Origin of the sequence: Paenibacillus sp. FSL R5-0908, assembly GCF_038006245.1 — a bacterium.
In the GTDB taxonomy this organism is placed as follows: domain Bacteria; phylum Bacillota; class Bacilli; order Paenibacillales; family Paenibacillaceae; genus Paenibacillus_AQ; species Paenibacillus_AQ odorifer.
The window spans coordinates 3,439,811-3,463,438 of record NZ_JBBOUV010000001.1 but is presented as its reverse complement, the minus strand read 5'-3'; the positions used below and the strand labels follow the sequence as shown (position 1 = coordinate 3,463,438).

General features: G+C 41.6%; 32 protein-coding genes. 8 read left to right on the top strand and 24 right to left on the bottom strand.

The window, feature by feature from the left end; genetic code table 11:
• The first annotated feature begins 89 nt into the window (after window positions 1-89).
• On the top strand, window positions 90-1,328 hold the full coding sequence (locus MKZ09_RS15770) for a nucleotidyltransferase (protein WP_076208541.1): 1,239 nt from the start codon (window positions 90-92) through the stop codon (window positions 1,326-1,328).
• Here the strand turns inward: MKZ09_RS15770 and MKZ09_RS15765 are convergent.
• Window positions 1,318-2,355, bottom strand: coding sequence for a SepM family pheromone-processing serine protease (locus tag MKZ09_RS15765; protein WP_076138636.1), 1,038 nt, complete (start codon window positions 2,353-2,355; stop codon window positions 1,318-1,320). The genes MKZ09_RS15770 and MKZ09_RS15765 overlap by 11 nt on opposite strands.
• 152 nt (window positions 2,356-2,507) lie before the next feature.
• On the opposite strand from MKZ09_RS15765, the gene MKZ09_RS15760 reads away from it, so the two are divergent.
• On the top strand, window positions 2,508-3,734 hold the full coding sequence (locus MKZ09_RS15760; RefSeq protein WP_076208542.1) for a nucleoside recognition domain-containing protein: 1,227 nt from the start codon (window positions 2,508-2,510) through the stop codon (window positions 3,732-3,734).
• Here MKZ09_RS15760 and coaD read toward each other — a convergent pair.
• The 3 genes from coaD to MKZ09_RS15745 form a co-directional block, all read right to left on the bottom strand.
• A complete protein-coding gene (gene coaD / locus MKZ09_RS15755; RefSeq protein ID WP_076138638.1) occupies window positions 3,712-4,224 on the bottom strand; it encodes a pantetheine-phosphate adenylyltransferase in 513 nt (170 codons plus the stop codon). The genes MKZ09_RS15760 and coaD overlap by 23 nt on opposite strands.
• Window positions 4,208-4,816 carry a 16S rRNA (guanine(966)-N(2))-methyltransferase RsmD gene (rsmD, locus tag MKZ09_RS15750; RefSeq protein WP_076138639.1) on the bottom strand — a complete coding sequence of 203 codons (609 nt, stop codon included), beginning with the start codon at window positions 4,814-4,816 and terminating at the stop codon, window positions 4,208-4,210. The genes coaD and rsmD overlap by 17 nt, the downstream gene beginning before the upstream one ends.
• A 412-nt stretch (window positions 4,817-5,228) precedes the next feature.
• Window positions 5,229-5,468: a hypothetical protein gene (locus MKZ09_RS15745; protein WP_076138640.1), complete on the bottom strand. Its 240-nt coding sequence runs from the start codon at window positions 5,466-5,468 to the stop codon at window positions 5,229-5,231.
• A 240-nt stretch (window positions 5,469-5,708) separates the two neighbouring features.
• Between MKZ09_RS15745 and MKZ09_RS34465 the strand changes: the two genes are divergently transcribed.
• Window positions 5,709-5,942, top strand: coding sequence for a helix-turn-helix domain-containing protein (locus MKZ09_RS34465; protein ID WP_076138641.1), 234 nt, complete (start codon window positions 5,709-5,711; stop codon window positions 5,940-5,942).
• Window positions 5,943-6,153: 211 nt separating this feature from the next.
• Here MKZ09_RS34465 and MKZ09_RS15740 read toward each other — a convergent pair whose 3' ends face one another.
• From MKZ09_RS15740 to MKZ09_RS15715, 7 genes are all read right to left on the bottom strand, one after another.
• Entirely contained in the window at window positions 6,154-6,552 is a 399-nt protein-coding gene (locus MKZ09_RS15740) for a LytTR family transcriptional regulator DNA-binding domain-containing protein (RefSeq protein ID WP_076138651.1), read from the bottom strand.
• A gap of 17 nt (window positions 6,553-6,569) precedes the next feature.
• Window positions 6,570-6,713 (bottom strand): cyclic lactone autoinducer peptide, encoded by a 144-nt coding sequence (locus MKZ09_RS15735; protein WP_081389185.1) that lies wholly within the window; start codon window positions 6,711-6,713, stop codon window positions 6,570-6,572.
• On the bottom strand, window positions 6,710-7,237 hold the full coding sequence (locus tag MKZ09_RS15730; RefSeq protein WP_076208543.1) for an accessory gene regulator ArgB-like protein: 528 nt from the start codon (window positions 7,235-7,237) through the stop codon (window positions 6,710-6,712). Before MKZ09_RS15730 ends, MKZ09_RS15735 begins: the two co-directional genes overlap by 4 nt.
• Window positions 7,234-7,863, bottom strand: coding sequence for a hypothetical protein (locus tag MKZ09_RS15725; RefSeq protein ID WP_081389186.1), 630 nt, complete (start codon window positions 7,861-7,863; stop codon window positions 7,234-7,236). Before MKZ09_RS15725 ends, MKZ09_RS15730 begins: the two co-directional genes overlap by 4 nt.
• A 112-nt stretch (window positions 7,864-7,975) precedes the next feature.
• Window positions 7,976-8,221, bottom strand: a complete 246-nt coding sequence (locus tag MKZ09_RS34460; RefSeq protein WP_076138644.1) for a DUF7667 family protein — start codon at window positions 8,219-8,221, stop codon at window positions 7,976-7,978.
• A 119-nt stretch (window positions 8,222-8,340) separates the two neighbouring features.
• Window positions 8,341-8,541: a hypothetical protein gene (locus MKZ09_RS15720; RefSeq protein ID WP_076138645.1), complete on the bottom strand. Its 201-nt coding sequence runs from the start codon at window positions 8,539-8,541 to the stop codon at window positions 8,341-8,343.
• Between the two features lie 34 nt (window positions 8,542-8,575).
• A complete protein-coding gene (locus MKZ09_RS15715; RefSeq protein ID WP_076138646.1) occupies window positions 8,576-8,779 on the bottom strand; it encodes a hypothetical protein in 204 nt (67 codons plus the stop codon).
• A gap of 158 nt (window positions 8,780-8,937) precedes the next feature.
• On the opposite strand from MKZ09_RS15715, the gene MKZ09_RS15710 reads away from it, so the two are divergent.
• The 3 genes from MKZ09_RS15710 to MKZ09_RS15700 all read left to right on the top strand — a co-directional run bounded on the left by MKZ09_RS15710 (window position 8,938) and on the right by MKZ09_RS15700 (window position 10,132).
• Window positions 8,938-9,105, top strand: coding sequence for a ribbon-helix-helix domain-containing protein (locus MKZ09_RS15710; protein ID WP_076138647.1), 168 nt, complete (start codon window positions 8,938-8,940; stop codon window positions 9,103-9,105).
• Between the two features lie 104 nt (window positions 9,106-9,209).
• Window positions 9,210-9,623, top strand: coding sequence for a DUF6941 family protein (locus tag MKZ09_RS15705; protein WP_076138648.1), 414 nt, complete (start codon window positions 9,210-9,212; stop codon window positions 9,621-9,623).
• A 2-nt stretch (window positions 9,624-9,625) separates the two neighbouring features.
• Entirely contained in the window at window positions 9,626-10,132 is a 507-nt protein-coding gene (locus tag MKZ09_RS15700; RefSeq protein WP_076138649.1) for a hypothetical protein, read from the top strand.
• A 260-nt stretch (window positions 10,133-10,392) separates the two neighbouring features.
• Here MKZ09_RS15700 and MKZ09_RS15695 read toward each other — a convergent pair whose 3' ends face one another.
• Window positions 10,393-11,319 carry a LysR family transcriptional regulator gene (locus MKZ09_RS15695; RefSeq protein WP_076104557.1) on the bottom strand — a complete coding sequence of 309 codons (927 nt, stop codon included), beginning with the start codon at window positions 11,317-11,319 and terminating at the stop codon, window positions 10,393-10,395.
• Window positions 11,320-11,448: 129 nt separating this feature from the next.
• On the opposite strand from MKZ09_RS15695, the gene MKZ09_RS15690 reads away from it, so the two are divergent.
• Both MKZ09_RS15690 and MKZ09_RS15685 read left to right on the top strand, forming a co-directional pair.
• Window positions 11,449-12,333 (top strand): alpha/beta hydrolase fold domain-containing protein, encoded by an 885-nt coding sequence (locus tag MKZ09_RS15690; RefSeq protein WP_076104556.1) that lies wholly within the window; start codon window positions 11,449-11,451, stop codon window positions 12,331-12,333.
• 639 nt (window positions 12,334-12,972) lie between these two features.
• Window positions 12,973-13,845 carry a TIR domain-containing protein gene (locus MKZ09_RS15685; protein ID WP_076208763.1) on the top strand — a complete coding sequence of 291 codons (873 nt, stop codon included), beginning with the start codon at window positions 12,973-12,975 and terminating at the stop codon, window positions 13,843-13,845.
• Here MKZ09_RS15685 and MKZ09_RS15680 read toward each other — a convergent pair.
• From MKZ09_RS15680 to MKZ09_RS15625, 12 genes are all read right to left on the bottom strand, one after another.
• Window positions 13,840-14,061 (bottom strand): hypothetical protein, encoded by a 222-nt coding sequence (locus tag MKZ09_RS15680; RefSeq protein ID WP_076208762.1) that lies wholly within the window; start codon window positions 14,059-14,061, stop codon window positions 13,840-13,842. The two genes, MKZ09_RS15685 and MKZ09_RS15680, sit on opposite strands and share 6 nt — an antisense overlap.
• 184 nt (window positions 14,062-14,245) lie before the next feature.
• Window positions 14,246-14,980, bottom strand: coding sequence for an N-acetylmuramoyl-L-alanine amidase (locus MKZ09_RS15675; RefSeq protein ID WP_076208761.1), 735 nt, complete (start codon window positions 14,978-14,980; stop codon window positions 14,246-14,248).
• Complete coding sequence (locus MKZ09_RS15670) at window positions 14,980-15,438, bottom strand: phage holin family protein (protein ID WP_076208760.1); 459 nt, start codon at window positions 15,436-15,438, stop codon at window positions 14,980-14,982. The genes MKZ09_RS15675 and MKZ09_RS15670 overlap by 1 nt, the downstream gene beginning before the upstream one ends.
• 17 nt (window positions 15,439-15,455) lie before the next feature.
• The gene (locus MKZ09_RS15665; protein ID WP_076138788.1) at window positions 15,456-15,668 is read right to left on the bottom strand and encodes a hypothetical protein; all 213 of its coding nucleotides are present in this window, start codon (window positions 15,666-15,668) and stop codon (window positions 15,456-15,458) included.
• A 94-nt stretch (window positions 15,669-15,762) separates the two neighbouring features.
• On the bottom strand, window positions 15,763-16,206 hold the full coding sequence (locus MKZ09_RS15660; RefSeq protein ID WP_076138789.1) for a hypothetical protein: 444 nt from the start codon (window positions 16,204-16,206) through the stop codon (window positions 15,763-15,765).
• Window positions 16,203-16,781, bottom strand: coding sequence for a hypothetical protein (locus tag MKZ09_RS15655; RefSeq protein ID WP_076138790.1), 579 nt, complete (start codon window positions 16,779-16,781; stop codon window positions 16,203-16,205). The genes MKZ09_RS15660 and MKZ09_RS15655 overlap by 4 nt, the downstream gene beginning before the upstream one ends.
• Window positions 16,782-16,854: 73 nt before the next feature.
• Window positions 16,855-19,062, bottom strand: coding sequence for a phage tail protein (locus MKZ09_RS15650; protein ID WP_341041009.1), 2,208 nt, complete (start codon window positions 19,060-19,062; stop codon window positions 16,855-16,857).
• Between the two features lie 13 nt (window positions 19,063-19,075).
• Entirely contained in the window at window positions 19,076-19,594 is a 519-nt protein-coding gene (locus MKZ09_RS15645; RefSeq protein ID WP_341041008.1) for a phage distal tail protein, read from the bottom strand.
• 86 nt (window positions 19,595-19,680) lie between these two features.
• Window positions 19,681-19,824 (bottom strand): hypothetical protein, encoded by a 144-nt coding sequence (locus MKZ09_RS15640; RefSeq protein ID WP_162636801.1) that lies wholly within the window; start codon window positions 19,822-19,824, stop codon window positions 19,681-19,683.
• A gap of 68 nt (window positions 19,825-19,892) precedes the next feature.
• Window positions 19,893-20,429 (bottom strand): hypothetical protein, encoded by a 537-nt coding sequence (locus MKZ09_RS15635; protein ID WP_341041007.1) that lies wholly within the window; start codon window positions 20,427-20,429, stop codon window positions 19,893-19,895.
• 14 nt (window positions 20,430-20,443) lie between these two features.
• The gene (locus MKZ09_RS15630) at window positions 20,444-23,200 is read right to left on the bottom strand and encodes a hypothetical protein (protein WP_341041006.1); all 2,757 of its coding nucleotides are present in this window, start codon (window positions 23,198-23,200) and stop codon (window positions 20,444-20,446) included.
• Between the two features lie 29 nt (window positions 23,201-23,229).
• Window positions 23,230-23,625 carry a phage tail fiber protein gene (locus MKZ09_RS15625; protein ID WP_081394474.1) on the bottom strand — a complete coding sequence of 132 codons (396 nt, stop codon included), beginning with the start codon at window positions 23,623-23,625 and terminating at the stop codon, window positions 23,230-23,232.
• Window positions 23,626-23,628 lie beyond the last annotated feature (3 nt).

Below are 23,628 nucleotides of genomic sequence, written 5' to 3'. Positions count from 1 at the left end.
TCAAAAGATCAGCTTGTGCTAACAGTATCTCTAGAAATCTACCCTACTAAACTCAATAAATATACCTTACTTATCGGAGGGAAGCCACAGTGACAACGGTTGGAATCATCGCAGAATACAATCCCTTACATAACGGACACGTGCATCACTTCACGGAAGCCAAAAGACTTTCCGGCGCAGAGCGCACCATCATCGTCATGAGTGGTCCCTTTACCCAGCGCGGCGAGCCGGCGGCGGTAAGCAAGCAAGCCCGGACAGAGATGGCGCTGCATATGGGCGCCGACCTCGTCATTGAGCTGCCGGTGGCTTATGCCGTCCAGCCAGCCGAGTGGTTCGCGTTCGGAGCAGTTGCACTGCTGGAAGCGACCGGGGTCGTGGACAGCTTGTGCTTCGGCTCCGAAGCCGGCACTTTGGGCTCGCTGCTCCCGCTGGCCAGATATCTGGCTGAGGAAAGCAGCGAGCTTCAGAGTGAGATCCGCCGCCGCATGGCGCTCGGAGCGAGCTTCCCCGCCGCGTACAGCGCAGCGGCGGCGTTGGCCTTTGAAGGGACTCTCCCGGAAACGGAGAGTCCCGGAGATGCAGGCGAGCTGCTGCGCCAGCCGAATAACAGCCTTGGTCTGCATTATCTTATCGCCTTGCAGCGGCTGCACAGCAAGATAATGCCACTAACCGTTCCGCGCACAGCAGCAGGCTTCCATGACCCATTACAAGTCGACTCTTCTATTGCAAGTGCGACGGCCATCCGCAAGCTGCTGCAAGAAGGCGGATCTCCTGCTGCTTATATGCCGGATTATAGCGTGTCCATTTTGGAAAGAGAGCATGCAGCCGGAAGGGGCCCTCTGAGCTTGGAGAGCTTCAGTATCCCGCTTCGCCATCTGCTGACCACCCATACTGCTGCCGAGTTACAAACGATCCATGATATGAATGAAGGCTTGGAGAACCGAATACTGCGGCTTTTGCCTGAGTTGGAGCAATTCTCTGTTTCAGGCCTGCTTCACGCCCTTAAGAGCAAGCGCTACACGCATACACGGTTACAGCGTCTGCTGCTACATGTTCTGTTAAATCATTCTAAAAAAGAAATGACCCCTTCCATACTAGCAGAGGGGCCCGGATATATCCGCATTCTTGGTTTTAGAGAAAGTGGACGAGCACTGCTTAAAGAGATGAAACAAAAAGCTACGTTGCCCATCGTCACGCGCCCGTCCCTTTGTTCCCATCCGCAGCTTGAGCGAGATCTTCAAGCCGCTTCCGCTTTCACGGGAGCTTTTAAGGAACCCCGCAGACTGGATATGTACCGCGATTATTTGGAACCTCCGGTCATGGTTTGACCGGCAGTTCCTCCATATACTTCAGCGCCTCATCCAGCGTAGATACAGGCACCAGCTTCATAGATGTGCCGATTTTATCAGCTTTTGCTTTGGCTTCGTCATAATTCTTAACAGGCACGAAAAAAATCTCCGCCCCTTCTCGATCCGCAGCCACGATCTTGTGTTTCACTCCACCGATAGCACCTACCACACCCTCAGCGTTAATCGTACCCGTCCCTGCAACTCTATGGCCTTTAGTTAAATCACCAGAAGTAAGGCGATTGTAAATTTCCATAGTGAACATTAGCCCTGCTGAAGGTCCGCCAACATTTGTATCTACAAAGCTGACAGCTTTCCCTGCTTCTTTTGGTTTTACTTTTTGAACAGCGGCAATAGTGACTCCAAAGCCAGGTCGAACGGCAGCGCCCTCTTTATCCTTTATTTCAACCAGCGTCACTTGTTCTTTTACTTCCTTGCCATTTCTTTGCAAAACAACAGCGACTTGATCTCCGATTTTTTTAGAGGAGAGCAGTTTAGACAGTGCTTCAGGATCGGGCACTTTTTGTCCCTCTACGCTAATGATTTTATCACCCGGCAGAAATTGTCCTTTATTACTTTCTACAGGAACCGAAAAAACGTAGAGATAATCCACTACATCCTCATATGGAATTCCCGCCGCATGATAAGCGGCCTGAACAGAATAAGACTGTGAGCTATTCATATAAAAAACCTGCTCCGCAGCATATTCGTCTTCTGATTTATCCCCTAGCCGGGTTTCTTTTCGCACAACCTCTGAATTGGAATTAAAAGCAGAGGCGACCAATAAGGCCACATTAGCATAACTAGCAGACACCGTAGTCATCATAAACGTTCCTTCTTCAGCCGGATCGGCATTCTCCACCTTAATCATAGGGGCAACTTCAGATGCACTGCCTGGCTGATATACAATGTACGGGGTGTTCATAAAGACAAATACATACGCGATAACTACAAACGTAAACAGATAAGCTGTGGCGCGGAAACCCGGCCGATGCTTCAGTTGCTTCACTGCTCTTCCCTTCTTTCCCGCGGCACATTTAGGATATGAATGATCGAACTTCATTACCGCTTCGACTAGTGGTTTGGCATGATGGTTGTCTACTCTGCATAAATTGATAACACATCGTCCATGCCTTAAGTTATGAAGAGGTGATCTGAGAAATGAAAAATATTCAAATACGCCGACTAGCTACACGCTCCACACCATTTATACCCGGGATTATGGCAATCCTGACCGCCATTGCGATTATTATCTCACCGGAAAGCTCCTTTGAGGCTTCACTCCAAGGATTGAAGCTTTGGTGGACACTCGTATTCCCTGCCCTGCTTCCCTTCCTGATGCTGTCAGAAATGCTTACTGCTTCGGGCTTCGTTCATGGTTTTGGAGTACTTCTGGAGCCATTAATGAAAAAGGTCTTTCGTCTGCCTGGTGCCAGCGGCTGGACCTTGGCACTCGGAATCACAGCCGGATTCCCCGGTGGAGCTGGAGGGGTCATGCAGCTACATAAGCAGAACAGCATCTCTGACAAGGAAGCCGCCCGGCTTGCTGCACTTACACACTTCGCCAGCCCGGTAACCATGCTTATAGTAATTGGCATAGCTTTTCTACACAGTACTTCAGCAGGTTATTTCCTGCTGGCTATCCACTGGATCTCTGGACTTCTAGCCAGCTACACCGATGCTATATTAAAGGGGCGGTCAGCGAACACGAAACCAGTTGATAAGATCTCCGCGGACACCAAACAGTCTTCTTTATATAGTCGCGTTCAGCTTGCAGCAACAGATGCCAGAGCAAAAGACGGACGCAGCTTCGGCAAGCTTCTCGGCGAGTCCGTCGCTAATGCCGTGCAAAGTCTGATGGTCGTGGGCGGTTACATGATTATGTTCGCTGTAGTCATCAATATTATCACTACTGTGCTTCCCGCATTGCCAGCTGCTCTGCCTGCAAGCTTGCTGGAAATTCATTTAGGTGCCGACGCAATCAGCAAAGGGCTAGCAAGCATAGGAACAGGACCTTCTAGTATGCTTGGGATAGCTTTATTGTCTGCTGCACTGGGCTGGAGCGGACTCTGTGCGCAACTACAGGTGCTGACCATGCTCAAACAAGCCAGAGTCAGATTTCTACCCTACGCTACGGTTCGTCTGATGCATGGATTTTATGCTTTTCTGTTAACTTTATTGCTCTGGAAACCATTGCTGGCTATCCCTAAAGCTACTTTACCAGCACTTGCAGACTCACGCCCGACTCCAAGCGGGACCATTAATGTAACGGATATATGGAGCTCTTTTCCACAGCTGCTAAGTCTGCAAGCCCTTCTGCTCATCATCCTGTTGGGATTATCTGCTGGAACTTATCTGGTAAGTACTATTCGCCACCGGCTCGGTTAAATTTACGCTTCATCGCTTGTTCAACCTCAGGCGTCACAAAATCAGTCACATTCCCGCCGAAATGGGCGATTTCTTTAACAACACTGGAACTTAAGTAGGAATATTTCGGATTAGTCATCATAAAAATCGTTTCCGCATCGGGATCCAGGCTATGGTTGATCGATGCGTTTTGCAGCTCATATTCAAAGTCTGTAACGGTACGGATACCCCGAACTATGACCTGAGCATCTTTTTGGCGAACATAATTCACTAACAGATCACGGAAGCTGTCAATTTCCACATTGGGAATATCAGCAGTCGCCTGTCTTAATAGCTCTGTCCGTTCATCAACAGTAAACAGCGGGTTTTTACTCAAATTATTAAGCACCGTTACAATCAAACGGTCGAATTGCTTGGATGCGCGCCGAATAATATCCATATGTCCCATAGTCACGGGATCAAAGGTACCTGGATAAATGGCAACACGTTCTTTTCTAATTTGCTGACTCATTCTCTACCTCCTCACCAGCTTCACTTTCCTCTGCAGGATTAGCTTCATACTGGTAAATAGAAATTGTCGTTTCTCCGTATACGGCCTGACGCAGCCTATAAAATCCTGGAATGTCTTCAGGATAGGCATAACTTGATTCATGCTCCAGAACAATAATTGCGTCCTCTTGCAGCATTCCTTTTTCAACCATCATAAGCATAAGCTCATCCCCGTGCTTCAAGCGATAGGGAGGATCCAAAAAGACCAAATCAAAAATTTTCCCCCGCTTCTCCAACGCACTTAGCGCCCTTCCAGCTTCATTACGGTACACCTGTGCCTGTTCTTCCAGCTTGGTAGCCTTCAGATTGGCGCGGATCGTGTCGATACTTTTAGGCTCCATATCAACAAATACGCCGCTTTCCATCCCTCTGCTTAAGGCTTCGATCCCCAAACCGCCAGTACCGGCGAACAAATCCAGCACCGCTCCACCTTCGAAATATGGGCCTATCATGCTAAATACAGCTTCCTTCACCTTATCGGTCGTAGGCCTTGTCCCACTTCCCGGAACACTCTTCAGTGGCCTTCCTTTTGCACTTCCCGATACCACTCTCACTGTTATTCACCCGCTCTATATCTCTGTTTGTTATGCCCAAAAGGGCATAAGTCCACGCCTATCGTAACACATTTGCGCGATGAAATAAAAAATTTGTCTAGATGTGAAATAAGAAGGCGAAACAGCTTATTCAGAGAAATAAGTTATCTTAATGTATAAGATTGGACTTCCAGGGACATCATGTAATTATCGACACCACAAATGTCGTAGACAACCGCGGAGCAGGCTTACGTTTCCCCATAAGCTCTTCGTCCGGTTTCTCCTCTCCCATGAAAGGGGCCCTAGAGATAGGGCCCCGAATTTATGTTCATGAATCCTTATAGATAAAGGATTTCCTGATTGATATCATTCTTATTAACTACTTAAAAAGATCTACTGTTGACGAATTGTTGACGTTTTTTTTATTTCTACTTCATAATAAATGTCTTAAAGCCGATGCTTCAGTTACTCCACTTCTATAAGAAGTTTTTACTGCTTCCAGTACACTATTTAAAAAATAGTTTTCCAATTCATTACGTAGGACTGGTTCTACTGATTGAAGAAGCATAACAAACTGTTGATAGTCATCATTCGTTTCACCTTTTAAAACTACCTCCACGATCTCTTCGGTTCTCTTTTCAATAACTGGCTCTAAAAATTCTATGATATCCATTAAGTTCATCCTCTCAGATTTACATGCTGCATTTCTGGTGTTTTATCTTTGTCAATAACTTTTCGAAAAGAGAATCAAGTATAATAATTGTTATTTAATTGTGCTATGCTATTAGTGAAAATTGATTTTTTAAGATTAGGGGGTGTCTGCCAGGACCCGCCCTTTATCTTTTTTATGTAACTGTGATATAATTCCAACGATATTCATCACCTCTCTTTGATAACAAAATAGGAGGTTGTTATGGCGCTTCTGATTCAAGGGAAGTGCCTACTGCGTACGCTCCGAGAATCTGCTCGACTAACACAAGCGGATTTGTCTAAAAATCTCAGAACGTTTTACGGAGTATCCATTTCAGTTAGTCACTTATCGCGTATCGAACGAAGCGAACGGCCAATGAACACAATACAAATGCGTGCCGTTTGCTTAGCTCTTAAATGTGAAGAAGCTGAACTCTATGAATGGATATTGCAGTAGGTCGGAGTGATTCATGCTCCTCCCGAACGAAGAAATAGCCCATAGCACGCAACCAAGTAAAAGGTCAATACTGTTTCATAGCGCGAATATACTTATATTAAAAACCAAATTGTGTATTTTGTATATTGCAAATGGCTGGACAGATTGCATATACGAACATGAGTTTTTAACTTTACATTTTATGAATATTGTGGTAATAAAAAAAGAGCCTTTAATAAAGACTCTCACTTGCCGTAATAATTATATTAGGATTGACTAACATCAAACTTTCTGCAACTTCTTTAAAGCGGTATCTTGCAATCATACAGCGTTTTGATTTACTCGTGAAATCTTTTTCGAAATACGCTATTTTTAAAGTTTTATCTAGCACTTCTATTTTTTCCAAATTCACACAATTACTTCTGTCAGCAATTCCAAATCTGTACCCACTGTTATTTAAAGTTTTATTCCAATATTTTAGAGTTCCTACTGTAAAATAAATTTCCTCTGCAGTATGGACAGCGACTTTATCTGAACTCATAGCAAAATCCAACATTAGTATACTATCAACATCTATATTGTTTAATCCAGATTCTCCCTCTGGATCACGAGTTACGGATAGTTTCAGCACACCTATCACCTACTTCTCTATTTTAGCAACTCCTCCGGCACTTCTCCATTATACACGTACCAAGCACTTGCCGTGCTTACTGAAGATAAAGCTACAATTCCAAGAAGAGCAGCCACGTTTACCAGCGCCTTACGTTTAACACTTGCCATTATTTTTTTCATTTGTTATCACCTCCTTTCATGCGAATTAAAGAGATACTTTGCGCGAGGAATGCAGCGCCGATTACTGGTGAAGCTATTAAAAAATTAGACGATACGATCATCAATGATACAATCTTTAAAGCAGGATAGTAATTTTTAGGGATTCGGGATTGTTTCTCGATATTCGACGGCGCAAATAACCCCACAAGAATAAAGCTTACAATACCCAATGTCATGATCGTCCAATATTCAAAGTCAGCAAGGGAAATTGAAGTAATCAATACAGTCGAAAACAGAACACATTTCATTCCGGACCGCATGTGATACCCACCAGACGCCTGTCGTAAGAAAGGAAAAACAGTAAGTGCTATCGTTACCTCTAGTGTTCTTCCCGTTAATGTTGATATCAGTAACGATAGGACGATTATCATTAACGCATTTATAATGATTGAAAGTGCATATTTCATCACAGTAATTGTAATAGGGCTATCGGGGACACTCTTCTTTATTCCTTGAGCGATTCTCAAGGAGAGAAAATCAATCATTTATCCTTCTCCTTTTTAACTGCGTAATAAGCGAAGAAGATAAATGCGATGGATACAGAGATAACATCAATTAATGTGTTGCCTCTGTATAGAAGCCAGATCGTTAGTAATAGTGCACAGCCGATAAGTGTGTATACATAGATAGCCTCACGTTTTAGTCTTAACTTTTCAAAGTCAAAAGTGAACCCTCCACCTAGCATATAAAAAACACGAGCTCCACCTATGCCTAATACACTGCTGATTGTTTGCAACAAATACCCTTTTTCGGGATGTAATGTCAATTCATTTACGGATAAATATCCAAATGATACTTGGACTAGAGCGACTTGCAGGAGTACGTAAGCAAAATAACCCATTACAGATATAACAGCAGACCAGACCAGTGGGATTCGCATCACAACTGTAAATAGCAAGACAAACAGTAGAATATTGATAAAGGGTACAATTGCGGTTAACTGTAGGTCTTCTCTAAAAAAGAAACTCTGTAAATCCATTAACAAGATTATGAATAATGCTGGGAATATGATTTCCGTTGGTTTCAATCTAAATAAAGCACAAATAATAAAATAGATAGCTATAAACTCTAATGTTGAGAAAAACACAAACCCCACTGGCTCCCACGACAAAACACAACACCGCCTGTCATAATTTTCATTCATTAGGTTAATTATATAACCCTACCAGGTACTGAGTATACTACTTATTTACTACGTAATAGGTCTATCAGGCGGCATTATCTTAATACCCTTTCACCAACCTTCCTGAGCGTCTAAGCCAATCCATCTTAACCAGAAGATCCATTTCCCAATTAGTATCATGTGTAGATCTAGCTTGGATAAGTTGATTATTGAGAGTATTGTAATCCCAACAATACTTTGCGTTCTCATGGAGACAATGCTGCAACTCTATAGCTAGTTCCTCACTTAATGGTCCCTTCAAGTTCTCATGAAAAATTTCAGCTAATCTTTGGTGAGCTGCCAACATATCTATCACTCCTATGCATGTGAGGACGCGCGCTGCCCTCTTATGACGGATACCGCGACCATCCCGGCATAATTGATCCGGTAGGTTTCGACCAGTCCCGCAGCTGATCCAAGGCGCTCTCAGCGCTCATCAGGCGGATATTGTATGAGTTCGTTGTGAAGTGTATCAAGTGCATCCAAGACGATTTTCACATTTCTTATTTTAGAAAATGGTGAATGTTTGGCATGAATTTCATTTCGTATAATTCCTATTGCAGTTGCATAATGAGATCCGTCTGATTCTCGCAAAAACTTGAGTACAAAGTTAGGGTCAATTTTCATGTCAGTCCTCCTATATAGGGGTAGTATCCCCGCGTTATTTGCCTACCAGCACACCCAGCGCTTTCAGCTGCCGCCGATATCCGTTACCGCGACCAACCAGGTCGATAACATCAGCATCCAGTTCCGTCTTTCCTGCTGCCTTGTAACGAGCAGCCAATTCCATGCAGTTCGTAAAGAGTTCCAGCAGTAGTGCGATTTCGCGACCATTTAACTCTTGTTCAGTGCGAGTTTGCTTCATCCCTTATCCCTCCCGCGTATACCCGCCGGAAATGTCGTTGTTCTTGTTCTATATGTTAAATATACATTCAACTACATTCAATTGCAAGATGTTTTTTTGAAATCAATTGCATTCAATTGCATTTTACTCTAATATGTTATGAAAGGAGTTGTTTTTATATGGACAAGCCAGGAAACCGAGGGCTAGTGAATAGGAAAGCCTTCTCGAATTCATTAAGAAATGATCTTTCTCAAGCTTTTAACGAACTTCATAAAGAAACCGAGATACCAAAGTCGAAATTGTTGGATCAGGCAATTGAATTGTTGCTGGAAAAGTATTCAAAGTAGTTTGATTTCATCAAAATTGAATAACAGTTTGGAAGGACTTTGAAGAACAGTGTAGAATAAGTCCCTTGAGCAGAATATACTTAGAATGATGAGGGTAGCATATTATGGATAAATCCAAACCACTTCTTAATTATTTGATCCTTTGTGAAGATGTATCAATCGGAAGAAACCTGTTAGGAGAGGATAAATTAACAATTATCCAACCTCTTAGCAACATCTTGACAGACAACCTTCCTTTAGTAGTTACTTTAGGAATTGTTTTCTCGGTATCTAATTTACTTCCCAGATCTAAATACAACGTTCAGATGAGGATTGTTAATGAACGTGGAACAGAGCTTTCTAGTCAAAGTTATGAAATGCCGGCTGAAATTAATGGTAGCGAAACATCGAGCATTACTTCCGCAGGTGGTATAAAAGACATGGAGTTTGAAGGACCGGGTTTCTACAAATTTGAACTATCATTAGATGGAAACTTTATTGGTGAACAAGTGCTGGAAATAAAAAAGAGGCTCAATTAAATATGGGTAGTTTAATCGATTTCAAAACCCTATCTCAAAATAAAAACAATGAGGCTAATAGTCACTTAATAACATGGAATAATAATTTAAATACACAGGAACATTCATCAAAAGGCGGTGATCATATGGATGAGTCCACAAAACATTTAATCGATCGCATAGACCGTGATTTGAGAGATCACAAACAAGAGGTTCGGGATAGAGATGCTCGTCTTCAAAGTGAGATGCAAGAACGTGAAAACAGATACAGAGAAGACTTATTAGAACAAGAGAAACGGTTTAGACAAGAATCAAAAGAAAGAGAAGAGCGATTCATGTCTGCTATCGAAGGTATGAGGACTGATCTAAAAAGTGACTTCAAGGAAGTGAAGGACGAAGTATCGAGCAATGTCAAACATGTTCAAAGCCTTGTTCGTCAAAATTTCTGGGGGAATATTTCAGCTATATTGGCTATCCTCGGGATTTCCGCCACTATTTGTTTTACTGTTTGGGCAGCTCTTAACGGATAACTATAAAAAGCCTCGTCAGTATAATACTGACGAGGCTTTGTTTATCTAGTAACATCAATAATATCACCTATCTTTATCCATTCCCAATCATCATCACAACGAAACTTAATCTGTCCGAGCTGACGATCCACCCTCATAAGCGTCAAACCGTGTAAGGGTGATCCGTGGATTGTGCTAGTATCTTTATATCTCGTTCACTCAATAAATCCTGTGCACTATGTCTGGCATTACCATACCTCGAAAAAAATTACCAACCAAAACTAACATTTGTTCTCATCTCCAAGTCTACTTTGAGTTCCTATAAATAACTCAATTAAACGGGCTGTGAACTCCTCAGCCATCCTCGTAGCACGTTCTTGTTTTCTAGTAATCCGCCCTAAAACTACTGGCTCGGAATTGTACTGTTTCAACGGAACAGTTACAATCTGTTTTTGATAACTTGAAGGTAAAGAGTGAATGATAAAATCAGGTCCTATCGTAATGGTATCTCCTTTGACAACCATTTGATATAAGGCATCCATATTATTGGTAGTTAGCGCAATTCGATTAGTAGGATGTGCAGATATCAAATTATGAGCAATTGATTCAATATATTCATCTCTATATAGGACAAACACTTCATTTCTTAAATCCTCAGCAGTTACTGCGTTTAAAAACCGTAATGAGGAATTCTTGTTCACGATCAGTACAGCCTTGCCTTGTATCATTGGCATCCAATCAAAAGAAGTTTCCTGTTGCTCAGAACTGTAAGAAATTAAACCCATACTTGCATACCCTTGATTAACGTGATTTAGTACTGTCTGCGTATCTCCCTCTAACATTTGGACATTAAGTAAAGGATATCTTTTAGCGAATTCAATAGTTGTTTGGACAACCTGTGGAACCATTCCTGGTATCGTGGAAATGATAATATTTTCTGAAGCTTCTTCTTTTAAAAAAGATAGTTCTCGTTTCATCATCTCCACACTTTTGAGAATGGATGCAGAATGTTGAAGTATAAGATATCCTTCTTTCGTAGGTGCGATGCCTTTCTTCGTGCGATGAAAGATAACTGTATCTAATTCATCCTCCAGTTGACGTACCGATTGACTAATCGTAGGTACTGTCACATGATGCACACTAGCAGCCTTAGTAAAAGTTCCATGACTGGCAGCTGCAATTAAATACTGTAATTGTGCGATATACATAATTCCCATCCTTAAATATTTTTTTATAAATCTTAATTATTTTTAAATATATTTTATCATAGTGAATTGGTATTATACATATATCAGTTGAACATTTTCAAATGCTATCGTCAATGGAGGTCATGAGGAATGAGGAGTTGGCAGAGTTTTCTTGTCGAACGATTATTTTTACTAAATAAAAAAAAGACCGACACATCCAATTATATTGAACAAAAAAGAATAGCTAATGACACCTCTTATGTAATACCAGCTAAGCTACGGCAAAAATATAATATACTGAAAGATACAAGCTATTTCCGAGACACATTTATTTTAAAATCTGCTTCTCAACCAGAAACACGACAAATTCTATATTTGCATGGTGGAGGATATATCGAACAACCACTATCATGGCATTGGCGTTTTTTATATAAATTAATCCAAAATTTGAATGGAACAATATGTGTTCCTGTGTATCCTAAAGCCCCAAATCATGATTACAAAGAAGCCTTTAAAAAGGTTCTTCCTATTTATAAAGACTTATTAACCAAGGTTCCGCCTGAAAATATTGTACTGATGGGTGACTCCGCAGGTGGCGGCTTTGCACTAGCCCTAGCACAATTTTTATTGAAAAATGATATTTCGCAGCCAGGCAATATTATACTCCTTTCCCCATGGCTAGACATCACACTCAGTCATCCGGATATAGCAACAATGGCGAGAAAGGAACCTATGCTTGATGCAAAACTTTTGATCGAGGTCGGTAAAATTTATGCCGGGGAAGCAGAAACTAGTAATTATTTATTAAGTCCGATGAATGGACCTATACAAGGCTTAGGTAAAATTTCCTTATTTGTAGGTACTCATGAATTATTCCTACCCGATGCTCGAAAATTTAAGGGATTAGCCGAAAAAGAAAAGGTAAAAATCAACTATTTTGAGTATCCCCAAATGAATCACGTGTTCCCTGTATTTCCTATTCCAGAAGCAAAGAAGTCTATGCAACAAATGATAAACATAATAAAGGATACGTAAATTCTACTAGGTAGGATTAACCTCAGAACTCAAACAAATCCCCACCTACCATTTAAGGTTGACGGGGTATTTGTTTATATAAATGCTTATGCCAAAACCATCCTAAACTCAAACTCATTTCTCATGTAATAAGCATCTGCAATTTTAATGCTCACTGGACTCCATTTCTGTACTGAACCCTCACAATCAATTATGCAGCTAGCTAGATCACCACGGCGTTCAAGTATATCCACTTTAGATTGTTTAAGGGCAGCTGTTAGAAATCCAGAGTTTGTCTATAGGCCTTTGTATACATTACTCAACAAGATCCTCCTATGTAATAAATACCTGGCCTCATTTTCTCTGCTTTAAGTATCTCTTAATCAAATAAAACAATACACATCCCAGTAGCACCAAGCCAAATATAGAGATCCATAGAATTGCTGGTTTCCCCACAAAAAAGTATGTATCTCTATACTGATAGTTTTCATTATCCATAAGTATAGATTAATTCATTTGGAACATTATGTATATGTACTCTATATCACTGAAAAAAATGTCTAACTGCAGTTTAATCCTTTAAAAATTTTGTTTCCTCTTGAAGATTCTTCAAAAAAATAGTAGAAATATAATAGACTCAATAATTAGGAGGACAATCAGATGTCGATTAGTATGATTAATTCAAACATAAACCGGACAAACAAAGATATAGCAGATCTACAAAAGAAAATTGCTGATGAGAAGAAAACCGAAGCTCAATTACATACAAAAATAGTCCAAGTTGAAAAGAGTATTAACAAAAATACATCAGCAAGCATGTACAAAAGTAAAATGGATCAGATTTCAAGACACAGTAATGATATTGCTCGCAGCAGTAGTAAACAGGCTGATTGGTCCAAGAAACTAGCGTCGAAACAAGCGGATCTTAATAAGTATACCGAGCAACTTTCCCGCGAGCAAGCTGAGGAAAACAAAAAACAAATGGATGCACAAAAGAAAATTCAGAAAGAGCAGCTAGAATATCAAAAAAACATCACTAAAGAATTGGAAGCTCAGAAGAAAGCTATTCAGGAATCAAATACTCTAACAAGAATCGCACCTGTAATTGAGTCTCGTGAGGAAGAGCAAGTTAAATACGATGTTTTTATATCACATGCAAGCGAAGACAAGGAGGATTTTGTTCGTCCTCTCGCTGATGAATTAGTTAAGTTAGGGGTTAACGTTTGGTATGATGAGTTTTCGATGAAATGGGGAGACAGTCTAAGGAGATCAATTGATATGGGTCTAGCTAATTCTAAGTATGGAGTGATTGTCCTATCCACTTCATTCATCAACAAAAGATGGCCGGCGTATGAAGTGGATGGGCTAGTGGCTAGAGAGATTGAAGGCGAAAAAGTAATACTTCCTATTTGGCATAAAGTAACTAAATCTGAAGTCATGAGATACAGTCCCACACTTGCTGACAAGATTGCTATGAATTCTTCTATCGATGAAATTTCTGATATTGCAGCACAGTTAAAATCGATGTTATAGAACTCCTTTTTTCAAGAGCAAATCTAGTATCCGATAGTAATCTAAGCCATTACCAACTGGGGATTCAAACGCACCACTTTCCTCAGCTGCCTGTAAAGCTTTTTCCGCCCAAACAGGGACCGATTTCATGGAAACTACAGACTGAAGAGCTTTATTTTGATATTTTATTTTTATCATTTCCGCTTCTAATTTTCTCAATCTTTCTTCTACATTCATAATTAAACCTCCCTTCTATGTAGAATGCCCCTACGGAACACATTGTTCCCAGGGGCATCATTATTTCTATTATAGTTCCTCGCTTCAAAGCAAAGACTGTTTTCGGGATGATTTCGGGATGATTTCGGGATGATTTTGGGATGATTTTGGGTAGTCTACCAACCGAGTCATGTGGGCATAATCTTCACTTGATGATATTAACAGTATTAGTCTTAGCATCATACACCACAGAAGCCCCTAGAGCCTCCGCTACAGCTCTTGCAGGTGTATAGGTAGTACCATTCTCAAGTACTCCGTTAGCTACTTTCTTGCCGTTTACGAGTACTACCACTTTATTGTCCTTGTTCACCTGGTTCCCTTCTTTCTTCTTCAGATCCAAATACTTTGCAATCCCAGTCACATGACCGTCAATAATCGCTTGGATAACCGCATCCTTTTTGAGTTTGGCAGCGTCAGTTGCAACATCCAAAAATAAATTCTCCGTCAGTACTGCTGGCATCTTGCTTTCTCTTACCATGTGCAGGTTATCTGATTTCTGACCTCGATTAATCACGCCAACCGCAACCTTATTGAGCGTGTCCATAATCGCTGTATGCAGGACGTTTTGCAGTGTTACTGATGCGGCTGAGGCTTTTGTATATCTAAAAGTTTCAAAGCCACCGGAGCCACCCCCAGCATTACAATGGACGGATACAGTGACGTCAACTCCTGCTTTGTTGGCTATATCTGTACGTTCCTTTAATTCCAAAAACACATCCGAGCTACGGGATAGCAACACCTGCACTCCGTCATAATTTCCCTCAAGTCTCTTTTTAATCTCTAAAGCCACTGACAGTACGATGTCTTTCTCCTTTAAACTGTTTGCGACAGCGCCCGGGTCTTTTCCACCATGTCCTGCATCGATCAAAACCTTTTTCATTACTCTTCATCTCCTTTTCTACTTGCAGCCCTTTTTACCTTTTTATCTAGCTCACTACCTACCCACTTGAGTACTACATCTAAGACCGGCAAAGGAAGCGAATCACCCCACCCTGCCCGAATTGAATTAGCAGTCATGCTCTGTAAAACGTGATATAGGGTACCAATGGATAGCGCTCCAAAAATCGCACCTGGTAGCCCGAATACCATATCCAGCAAATGTCCGCCCGCTGGAAGCAGCAACATAAAGAATGTCCGGAAGACCCCATCAATTCCGTATTTACTGGCATAGGTGTTGTCTTTCTTGGCGGCTCTAATACCAGATAACCAATCCATGATAATAAAAAATAAAAGTGCGACCATGATGGTTACGACAGCGTCCGCCTCCCCGTATAAAAAATCAAATGTTGGAATAAGCACAGCGCCTACTGTTGACGCAGCAATTTGAGATTTAGTCATTACAATTCGCCCCCTTTCTATTGTTTTTCCGAATGTACTGCTGGTTCTAATTTTGAATTTTCTTTTGGTTGCAATGCGCCTAACATTTCACCGACTTTATGATCAACTTGCTGCAAAATCTCAAATTGTCGCCCGGGGTAAAATTCTAATACTGTTATAATCGCTTCAATCAACTCTTCAGCTGGTCTCGTTAGATCAAGTGCTAATTCAAGTTTTTTTATAATTACCAATTCTGTTCCTCCTTCCGGACAAAAGTAAAAGCCCCTCCAAAATATTGGAGAGGCTTTCTTAGTTATAGAATATATTTGTTTATATACTGTAGTACTACGGTTTATTTGTCTTCAAACCTTCAAGATAACTAAAGAATGATGTGATTGCTTCATTAGCTGTTTTTATATCTTCTTTTTCTTTACTGTCTTTAGAACTGATGAATAAATAGTAACTTGTCTCTAATACAACAATCTTTGAATATATACTTTCTTGTTCACCACTCAACCTAGGATTCCTTGAGTAATTGTTATAGTAGTCATTTAATATGGTTTCTTCATCCTCGGTTAATGGAAGAAGATCTTTTGACTTTTCATCGTAAATCCGGACAATTTCGAACGTCTCCTTTTCGAAAAGCTCCACTGAAGATGTTGGGACTGGTTTACTCATTGCTCTTTCATATGCACTTTTCTTAGGATCATTTGTTAAATGGTCTATCACTAAAAATGCGATAAGCAACGCAATTACAGTAGAAGTTAGAATTATGATCTTTTTCTTCATTTCTTACTTGTGCCTTCGAGATCTTTTATTTGAGTTTGTAGTTTCTCTATATCTGCTTTCGCTTGATCAATTAGTTTTTGCTGTTCTGCAATGTGTGCTTTACTTTCCTTAATTCGTTGTTCAATACTAGATATTACCAAAGCGCTTTCTGGTGTTCCGTTGTCGGAAATCTTTGCCTTAACTAAATTTTCCTCTGCAGGTTTTATTTCATTTTCTTGTGTTCCTTTGATATTGAATTCATACCACGCAATATTCTCTTTTAATGTATTAATTTCGCCTGTAATTTTAATTTTAAGATCATACTCCACTCCATCAATCATAACTGAGGAACTTAAATTACCCATGATTATTTTCTTCCCTTCAACAGTCAACTTTGTACCTGTTGCCTCTGCCAACGCTCTAACTGGAGCATAAGCCGATCCGTTAATAACGACAGCTTCGGCTATTTTATTCCCACTCTTCTCGATCGAAAATATACCTTGGACTTTTTGACCCACCAAACCACTTGAAGCAAGTGCAGGCACTGCACCGAATATCAATCCTCCGATAATTATTCCTGAGATGAACTTTTTCAACTAAAACACCCCTTATTAGTAAATATTTCTTATCTGTATTATCGCAATAAAGGGTTAGAAGTTTCAATATAGTTTATGAGGGAATGTTTACTTGTGCAAGAAGAGCTCCTGTGTTGCTAAACATCTTTAAGTTACGACTTGTATTGTCAAATGCAAGATTATATCCCGCTTGACTCTTTTCAGCCTTACTGCCTAACGCAATTTGTAATCCATCTAAAGTTGACTGGAGGTTTTCTATACTGGGAATTTTAAGCCCATATACATTGGCACTTGAAAAATCAACTGAACCAGCAAAGAACACCCGATCTCCAAAGGAAAGAATTTGAAGTGGTCCCTGAGCATATAGAAAGGAAAGATATTCTTCAGCATACATTCCCGCTCTCTCTATTCCACTCGGCGACCAAAAACCAATACCTGAATATTTGTGTAAACCATCGTTTGAGATCGTTACACGCTTAACTCCATTGGAGTCATAGGATCTTAATCCTCCTGAACTCATCTCTACTCTTTCTCCGATCGCACTTGTTCTCAGAAGAGCACCTGTAATAATCCCCCCAACGATTTCTCCACCTGCATAGATTGTCCCTTCAAAACTTCCACCTTTAGCATTAATGGTTCCTTGGAAGGTTCCATCAGCTGCATAAACACTGCCCGAGGAATTAACTACAAATTTGCCATTGCCTACATTGATGGATGACCCTACAATAGCCCCACCAGAAAAGTTAGAATTCGCTATTGAGGCATAGTTTGCTGTCAATTTATTAGCTACCAAGTTGCCAGCCATATCTACTCGAAAAGGCGCTTCGGTGAAGTTTGCGTGTCCTGCTGCTATACCATTAGTATTAATTTGAGTAACGGCATTTCCAGTTCCGATCAACATTGAAACAAAGCTACCAAACTGTCCAATCACAGTTTCAGCTAAGACACCGCCTGCTGTTACAGCAGAACGCACAGTTTGCCATCCATCCGTTGAGATGCCCAATCCCGCCGATGTAAGGCGAACTTGTCGTAATGGATTTGTTTTTTCCCTTGCCAATATCCCGCCATCTTCTGGATAGATAAGTTCAGTTTTCGAGTTATTAATATCTGTAATTACTTGCTTGGCCCCAGCTTCAAAAAGCTCTGTTCGGATGCGTCCGTTAGAATATAAGTTATCTACTAGCTTCTTGCTTTTATCAAGGTCAGCTATGATATCGTCATAGTCTCTTAACATCACATTTGCTATGGTTGCTTGGGCGTGTTTCTCTTTAGTGAAAGGATATTCTGTGAGTTCAGTTATTCTAGCCTTTAAATTCTTCATTTCCATATCTGGATCATAGCAATAGGCGGTATCTCCAAGATTGGGTTTAGGCTCTTCTTTATCAATCTTAAATAAATCCGCACCATCAGCAGTGACTTCAAATGTCGGGATTTCCTTTTCTCTTAAAGTCTTTCGTGATACTTCCAGAAGATCCGAGACACTTTCTATATCTTGTTCGATAATTTCACCATCAAAGTATGGAACTGAATTGCTCGCCCAGGTGGAAGCATAAGGAGAAATTAAATAATTCACTTGTAACACGCCATTAACAATTGCCCCAGGCACAACCTCTAGTAGTGCCCTCTCCTCATTTGTTAAGATAGATGCTGATTCACCTATCCATGTTCTACCATCTTTCATTTGACAAAATAAGCGCGTTACAAGCGAACTTGAATCATCCTTAAATTGATCTGAAATAATGTTCTTCTTGATGCGATATTGGAGACCGTTATCTCTGCCGATTCTTTTCTTAAGGTGGATTACAAAGTTATCCGGCTCAATTTCGCATCCATACATCTCCACGATCTTATTTAGTGCTTGAAGACAATTTCCTTGTCCAAAATCTTTTACGTCATGAAGATCGAAAGTATCATCAATTGAAAAGGTGAATCTTCCACCAGTTGCCTCAGTAATTAGATTGGTCAGTCGAGAAATAGGAACACCGTAAGCCTCATCAATATATAAGGAATATGGAAACTTGAAATCTGTTAGTTTAAACATCACATGTGTACACATGATTGAGGCAGTTAATTTACGATCTTCTCTTACTCTGGATCTGCTATTGACAACGTAAAATTGACCCCGTTCGTCCTTAACGTGACCCTTAATTAATAATTTTTCTTGGTAATCCTCTGAATTCATGGGCACCAAGAAAGATATCTCGTAATCCGAATTGATCCGTCTCTTCCGTTGGATATCATATGAATCATTTAAAATCCCCACACGCTTCAAGTTCTTATCATAAGACTGAAGGTAGTCCAAAAGTGCACCTCCTTTAATATAGGTATTTATCTCGATGAGTAACGCGCGCAAGTACAGATCTAGTTATTTCTTGATCGGTATATGTGATCTTGTTTTCTCCAAATACGAGATCGAAAAAGTCACCATCCATCAAGTGAAGTGCGTTTTGCCCATTCTTGGTTATTTTCATTTTTTTGGTATCAATAACTATTCGCTCACCTGGTGCGAACCCACCCGTAAAAATGATTTCATCGGTATGTGTATATTTCACAGTTGCCTGAACCTCAAGCGCAAGTTCGAATAAAGCATTATAAGACTGTTCTCTAACCATAGTTGTTTCAAAATTAAACATAGTCTCAAACTCTGCTCCAAATGATTGTTCACGTATCATTTCAGAATTGAATTCTGTTATAAATTCAACTACTACAGGAATAGCCATCTCTAGGTTAAGCTTAGACTCAACTTCAGTGATGATGTCGAAATTAACTGAGAAAGATAGTTCCTGTTGAAATGGTCTATCAAAAGGTAATCGATTAAACGCACCCCCGAACATAACCCCTCTCCTTTCTGGTCAGGAAAATTTTCCATACGTAAAAAACGCCCCCGAAAACTTCGAGGGCTTGTGGTGACTAACAATATTTATTCTTCTATTTTTAACGGCGTGCCATTCTCGTCATATCCAAGAGTCGCAAGCCGCGTCTTTACAGCAGCTTTGGAGCCAGTTGGAACTTGAGCAATTGTAATATCTCCATAGATAATGAGCGATGCCATAACGATAATCATTTGTATTCCACCTCCTTTCTCAGACTTTAGTAGCAGCCATAATAAAAGGCGGCTGATGACGTTCACCGTCATTCACCGCCTAACAGGATAGAGTAAATTTCAAAAAGTGCATTTTTGTTTTCCCTATCTTTGTCTTCTATTAACTTTTTTAAGGATTCATTTTCAAGCTTCAGCTTTTCAACTTCCGTATGCTCACCGGGCTTGGTCAACTCCGCAATCTCTTCTGGTGTTAAGCCTTCGACCCAAAGGTTATCAGGCTGTGCAGGAGGTGTGTAAACTGGCTCAGGACCTTGTTTCTCGCCCTCCGCCCATTGCTCCCGCCAATCATGCAGCTCGTCGGCATAGTCGCTCTGTGCCTCTAGGACAACGTCCTGCCACGTATTCCACGCAACTAAATCAAAGTGTGGCTTATATAGTCCAGCAGGTACAGGTACAGCCACACGATAGCCGACAAGCACTGGCTCCGGTGTTTCGTGTGCTGGCGTGTCGTGATCGTACTCGGACGTCGGAATCTCATAAAGCTGCGTGACACCGAACTCAGCATCAGAGACAATCGTCACGTCTGTGTATAGCCCATTAATATCTGTTATGATTGCTTCTTTCATCGTTTCATGCCTCCTTAATTGACCGCCAAGAACGGCGGTATGTTATCGAGACTTAGCCATGTTGTGCCTCCAGAATATGGGGTTACACGGCCTTTATAGTCCACCTCGACATTGCCGATTAAAATACCACTGCCGTTATTAGATACGGATATTGACTCGATGCCGGCTGTTGCTGATGGGCGATATCCAGGAGGTAACGTCAAGATTGGCGACCCGTTGACCCCGCTCTTAACCATGCCCCTGATATGCACAAATCCAAGCGTGTCTTTGTAATAGTAAGGTGCGTTGCTGCTGCTATACGTCTCCCATCCATTAAGCAATGTCGGTGTTATCTGCGCCGGTACGTCCTTCTCCGCTTTCTTGGCTTCAACAACAGATACTCTCGCCAGCGCTTCCGTCACCCCATCGGTCAGATCACGTAACTGTCCCTTCTCAGAGGCTGCGTAAAAGCCAGTAACTCCCGGTACAGGGGATTTATCCAGTTTGATATAAGAGACGCTGTATGAGGCGGATGGATCAAACGCCGTTGCTATTACCCGTACCAGCCCGAACGCATCCGTCATACTCTTAAACCAAGATTGATCTAGTAGTCCGTTTTTATATACAGCCAATATGTCCGCCGCTTTGTTCTTTAATCGAGTAATCTCAAATCCAGAAAACGAGGAGTTAATATACGTCGATCCGCCTGCGCTTAATGGATTCGCTCGCTCCCGCGACACATATCCGCTACCCACCTCGATAAAGTTATCGCCTTCAAGTAATGATAGGCTACCATCCTCTTGTACTGTTTCTGTAGTTACGGATGCAAGGCGGTATAGGAGTTGGTACGAAGTGACTGATGTAGCCTTTGCAGTCGGTAGTGTATTTACACCTCCAGTAGATCTATCAACCGGAGTAAACCATTTTCCCAACCCGTCCGTTCTGTTATATACGCCGCCACCGTCTGGATTGGTGTTAACATCATACATCTTCCACCCGTTGAAGTAAGCTTTAATCTCGTCAGCACTCGGTGTATAGGAGTCTCCCCAACCGGAGTCTGAGGAAGCTATATTGAGATAAAAATTCGCATCTGACGTTAGTTGCCTGTAAGTATCCGCACCAGCAGCAAACACATTTACACTTGAAGGAGTATTTACTAGGCTTATACCGTTGTACTTAGTTACAAAACCAATTAATCTGTTATCTCCTGCAAAAGTTGCAGCAAGCTTCGGCAGCTTGACAACTTTATAACCTGTAGCAGTCCCATGATATTCCCACGGCAAAGTTCCATCCGCAATCAACTCACGCCATAACCTCGTTACCTCATACCGCCCGTTAACCTCACGCAGTATATCCGGTTCGCTGCCATCCGTTGGGTTAGCGTGTAACTCTACTCCACCAAAGGCGATAAGGCTGTCTTCACGCGGTTGGAATGGCGTGGCTGCGTTGCCGAGTTCGAGTTGCCAGTTTTTAAACGTAAATGTGCCAGCTATATCACACGATAATCTAACATATATCTCCGTTGTCGTTGAGTCTGTCGTGAATGAAACTACAGAATCCGAAGCGTAGGAACCACTTCGATATGTTACCGACCCATCGCTTTTGCGTATTACGACAATAGAGTTACCGGATGAAGCGCTTGTTGTGACCCTGAATCTATACAGTGTGTTTGGCAGTACAGGAATAATCATTTCGGCTGACTGAGAGGCTGCCGTAGCCACAAGCGTCATATCATACGGTCCATTAACCCGCGCATTAGCATGCAACGTATCCGGCTTATCCGGCAGCAAATTACGTCCATATCTCCGTACATACAGCCCATCTACTCCATTAATACCAGGAGGTACATAAGGTAAAAGACGGTCTATAGCTTCACCTGTGATTGTGGTTCCAATAGCTGCGTAGTCTGCTGCGGATACGGCGCATAGGCGAAGTTCGTCAAAATACATCGTGTTGACTTGCGTAGAGATTGCCCCAATTAGAAGCCTGAAACCCGATCCAACTAGTGTGTTGTTAGTAGGTATTTTTATGAAAAATGGCTGCCAACTGCCAACAGGAATGGATGATCCGAATTGTACTGTATATTTTGATGTAAACGTCCCAACATCACGAAGGCTTACCTCTTGATTACCGGATGTGTACGATTCGACATACACCCATCCTACAAGTACGTACTGTTTCGTTGGATCTAATGGGCTTGTGAAGTCCCTGTATATGTGACTAGACTTCGTGCCATCATTCGCAGGCTTAAACGATGAATTTCCGGACCGTTTTTGCGTGGTTGATAAAGCCACAGGCTGGTTACCATTTTGTGTCCACCCCGTTAAACTCTCTCCACTCCCAGCCCCACCAAATAAATCTATAATACTCCTACCCTGTACCTTTAATCCTTGTAGTCTAGCGTTCTTTGTTGCGTTCAAGATTTGCTGACCAGCTGATAGGACGATATCAGTTGTTGATTCCGAGGTTACTCCGGAAAGGTCCGTCAGGTTTTTGCGGAATGCTTCGTGATCGTAGGCGGTGTAGTAACGGGCAACGCGTGAAGCTACCGCCCATCCTTTTGCTGTTGTTCCTCCAAATCCGCGTGTACAACCGATTAGACTATTTCCACTCTTGGACGTATAGAGAACGGTCTCTGACGTTTCATCTACACCAATCGTAATGATATTAGGACCTTCTGGTAAAACACTCCCGGTTACAACGGGTATAGTCGTAACTGCTGCCGTTATTGCCGCGGATAATTCCGTGCCCGGCGAATTGGCTATCGCAGAATACATTTGCTGTTGTGCCATTAATTAGCCTCCTTCCTTATTGACCTTAGTTATTGTGCGAAACGAATTAGAGTTGATCCTGCATAAAATCTAGGTTTATCTCCTATCAAAGCAGACCGCGGAATGATGGCTTGAGAGCATAATAAATTCCCTCCTGTTAAAGCCGTTCTCAATCCGACATGTGTCACCAATCCCCAATCCGCCGTAGCTATTGGAAATTCCACATCAGTAGACGACCTAACCGTCATTTTCCCATTCTCCAATGAGGCTACAGCAAAGGTGATCGCTTTTCGCACATATGATCCACCAGATACTTCTGTCCCTGTGTCAGCCTGTGTAGGATCAGAAGTATATAAAGCTAGATAGACTGTTGATGGTTGGGAAAAAGCCACATTTCGAAAAGCAGCATTTAAAAGTGCCGCTGATAGCCAGTTAGATATTTGCATTGC

What these genes read in the sequence shown, in the direction of transcription:
- MKZ09_RS15700 (WP_076138649.1), top strand. Translation starts at nt 9,626, where the DNA reads ATGGGTAGTTTAATCGATTTCAAAACCCTATCTCAAAATAAAAACAAT.
- MKZ09_RS34465 (WP_076138641.1), top strand. Translation starts at nt 5,709, where the DNA reads ATGGCGCTTCTGATTCAAGGGAAGTGCCTACTGCGTACGCTCCGAGAA.
- MKZ09_RS15730 (WP_076208543.1), bottom strand. Translation starts at nt 7,237, where the DNA reads ATGATTGATTTTCTCTCCTTGAGAATCGCTCAAGGAATAAAGAAGAGT.
- MKZ09_RS15715 (WP_076138646.1), bottom strand. Translation starts at nt 8,779, where the DNA reads ATGAAGCAAACTCGCACTGAACAAGAGTTAAATGGTCGCGAAATCGCA.
- MKZ09_RS15670 (WP_076208760.1), bottom strand. Translation starts at nt 15,438, where the DNA reads ATGACTAAATCTCAAATTGCTGCGTCAACAGTAGGCGCTGTGCTTATT.
- coaD (WP_076138638.1), bottom strand. Translation starts at nt 4,224, where the DNA reads ATGAGTCAGCAAATTAGAAAAGAACGTGTTGCCATTTATCCAGGTACC.
- MKZ09_RS15760 (WP_076208542.1), top strand. Translation starts at nt 2,508, where the DNA reads ATGAAAAATATTCAAATACGCCGACTAGCTACACGCTCCACACCATTT.
- MKZ09_RS15645 (WP_341041008.1), bottom strand. Translation starts at nt 19,594, where the DNA reads ATGTTCGGGGGTGCGTTTAATCGATTACCTTTTGATAGACCATTTCAA.
- MKZ09_RS15690 (WP_076104556.1), top strand. Translation starts at nt 11,449, where the DNA reads ATGAGGAGTTGGCAGAGTTTTCTTGTCGAACGATTATTTTTACTAAAT.
- MKZ09_RS15710 (WP_076138647.1), top strand. Translation starts at nt 8,938, where the DNA reads ATGGACAAGCCAGGAAACCGAGGGCTAGTGAATAGGAAAGCCTTCTCG.
- MKZ09_RS15660 (WP_076138789.1), bottom strand. Translation starts at nt 16,206, where the DNA reads ATGAAGAAAAAGATCATAATTCTAACTTCTACTGTAATTGCGTTGCTT.
- MKZ09_RS15745 (WP_076138640.1), bottom strand. Translation starts at nt 5,468, where the DNA reads ATGGATATCATAGAATTTTTAGAGCCAGTTATTGAAAAGAGAACCGAA.
- MKZ09_RS15685 (WP_076208763.1), top strand. Translation starts at nt 12,973, where the DNA reads ATGTCGATTAGTATGATTAATTCAAACATAAACCGGACAAACAAAGAT.
- MKZ09_RS15695 (WP_076104557.1), bottom strand. Translation starts at nt 11,319, where the DNA reads ATGTATATCGCACAATTACAGTATTTAATTGCAGCTGCCAGTCATGGA.
- MKZ09_RS15675 (WP_076208761.1), bottom strand. Translation starts at nt 14,980, where the DNA reads ATGAAAAAGGTTTTGATCGATGCAGGACATGGTGGAAAAGACCCGGGC.
- MKZ09_RS34460 (WP_076138644.1), bottom strand. Translation starts at nt 8,221, where the DNA reads ATGTTGGCAGCTCACCAAAGATTAGCTGAAATTTTTCATGAGAACTTG.
- MKZ09_RS15720 (WP_076138645.1), bottom strand. Translation starts at nt 8,541, where the DNA reads ATGAAAATTGACCCTAACTTTGTACTCAAGTTTTTGCGAGAATCAGAC.
- MKZ09_RS15735 (WP_081389185.1), bottom strand. Translation starts at nt 6,713, where the DNA reads ATGAAAAAAATAATGGCAAGTGTTAAACGTAAGGCGCTGGTAAACGTG.
- MKZ09_RS15630 (WP_341041006.1), bottom strand. Translation starts at nt 23,200, where the DNA reads ATGGCACAACAGCAAATGTATTCTGCGATAGCCAATTCGCCGGGCACG.
- MKZ09_RS15680 (WP_076208762.1), bottom strand. Translation starts at nt 14,061, where the DNA reads ATGAATGTAGAAGAAAGATTGAGAAAATTAGAAGCGGAAATGATAAAA.
- MKZ09_RS15640 (WP_162636801.1), bottom strand. Translation starts at nt 19,824, where the DNA reads ATGATTATCGTTATGGCATCGCTCATTATCTATGGAGATATTACAATT.
- MKZ09_RS15635 (WP_341041007.1), bottom strand. Translation starts at nt 20,429, where the DNA reads ATGAAAGAAGCAATCATAACAGATATTAATGGGCTATACACAGACGTG.
- MKZ09_RS15625 (WP_081394474.1), bottom strand. Translation starts at nt 23,625, where the DNA reads ATGCAAATATCTAACTGGCTATCAGCGGCACTTTTAAATGCTGCTTTT.
- MKZ09_RS15705 (WP_076138648.1), top strand. Translation starts at nt 9,210, where the DNA reads ATGGATAAATCCAAACCACTTCTTAATTATTTGATCCTTTGTGAAGAT.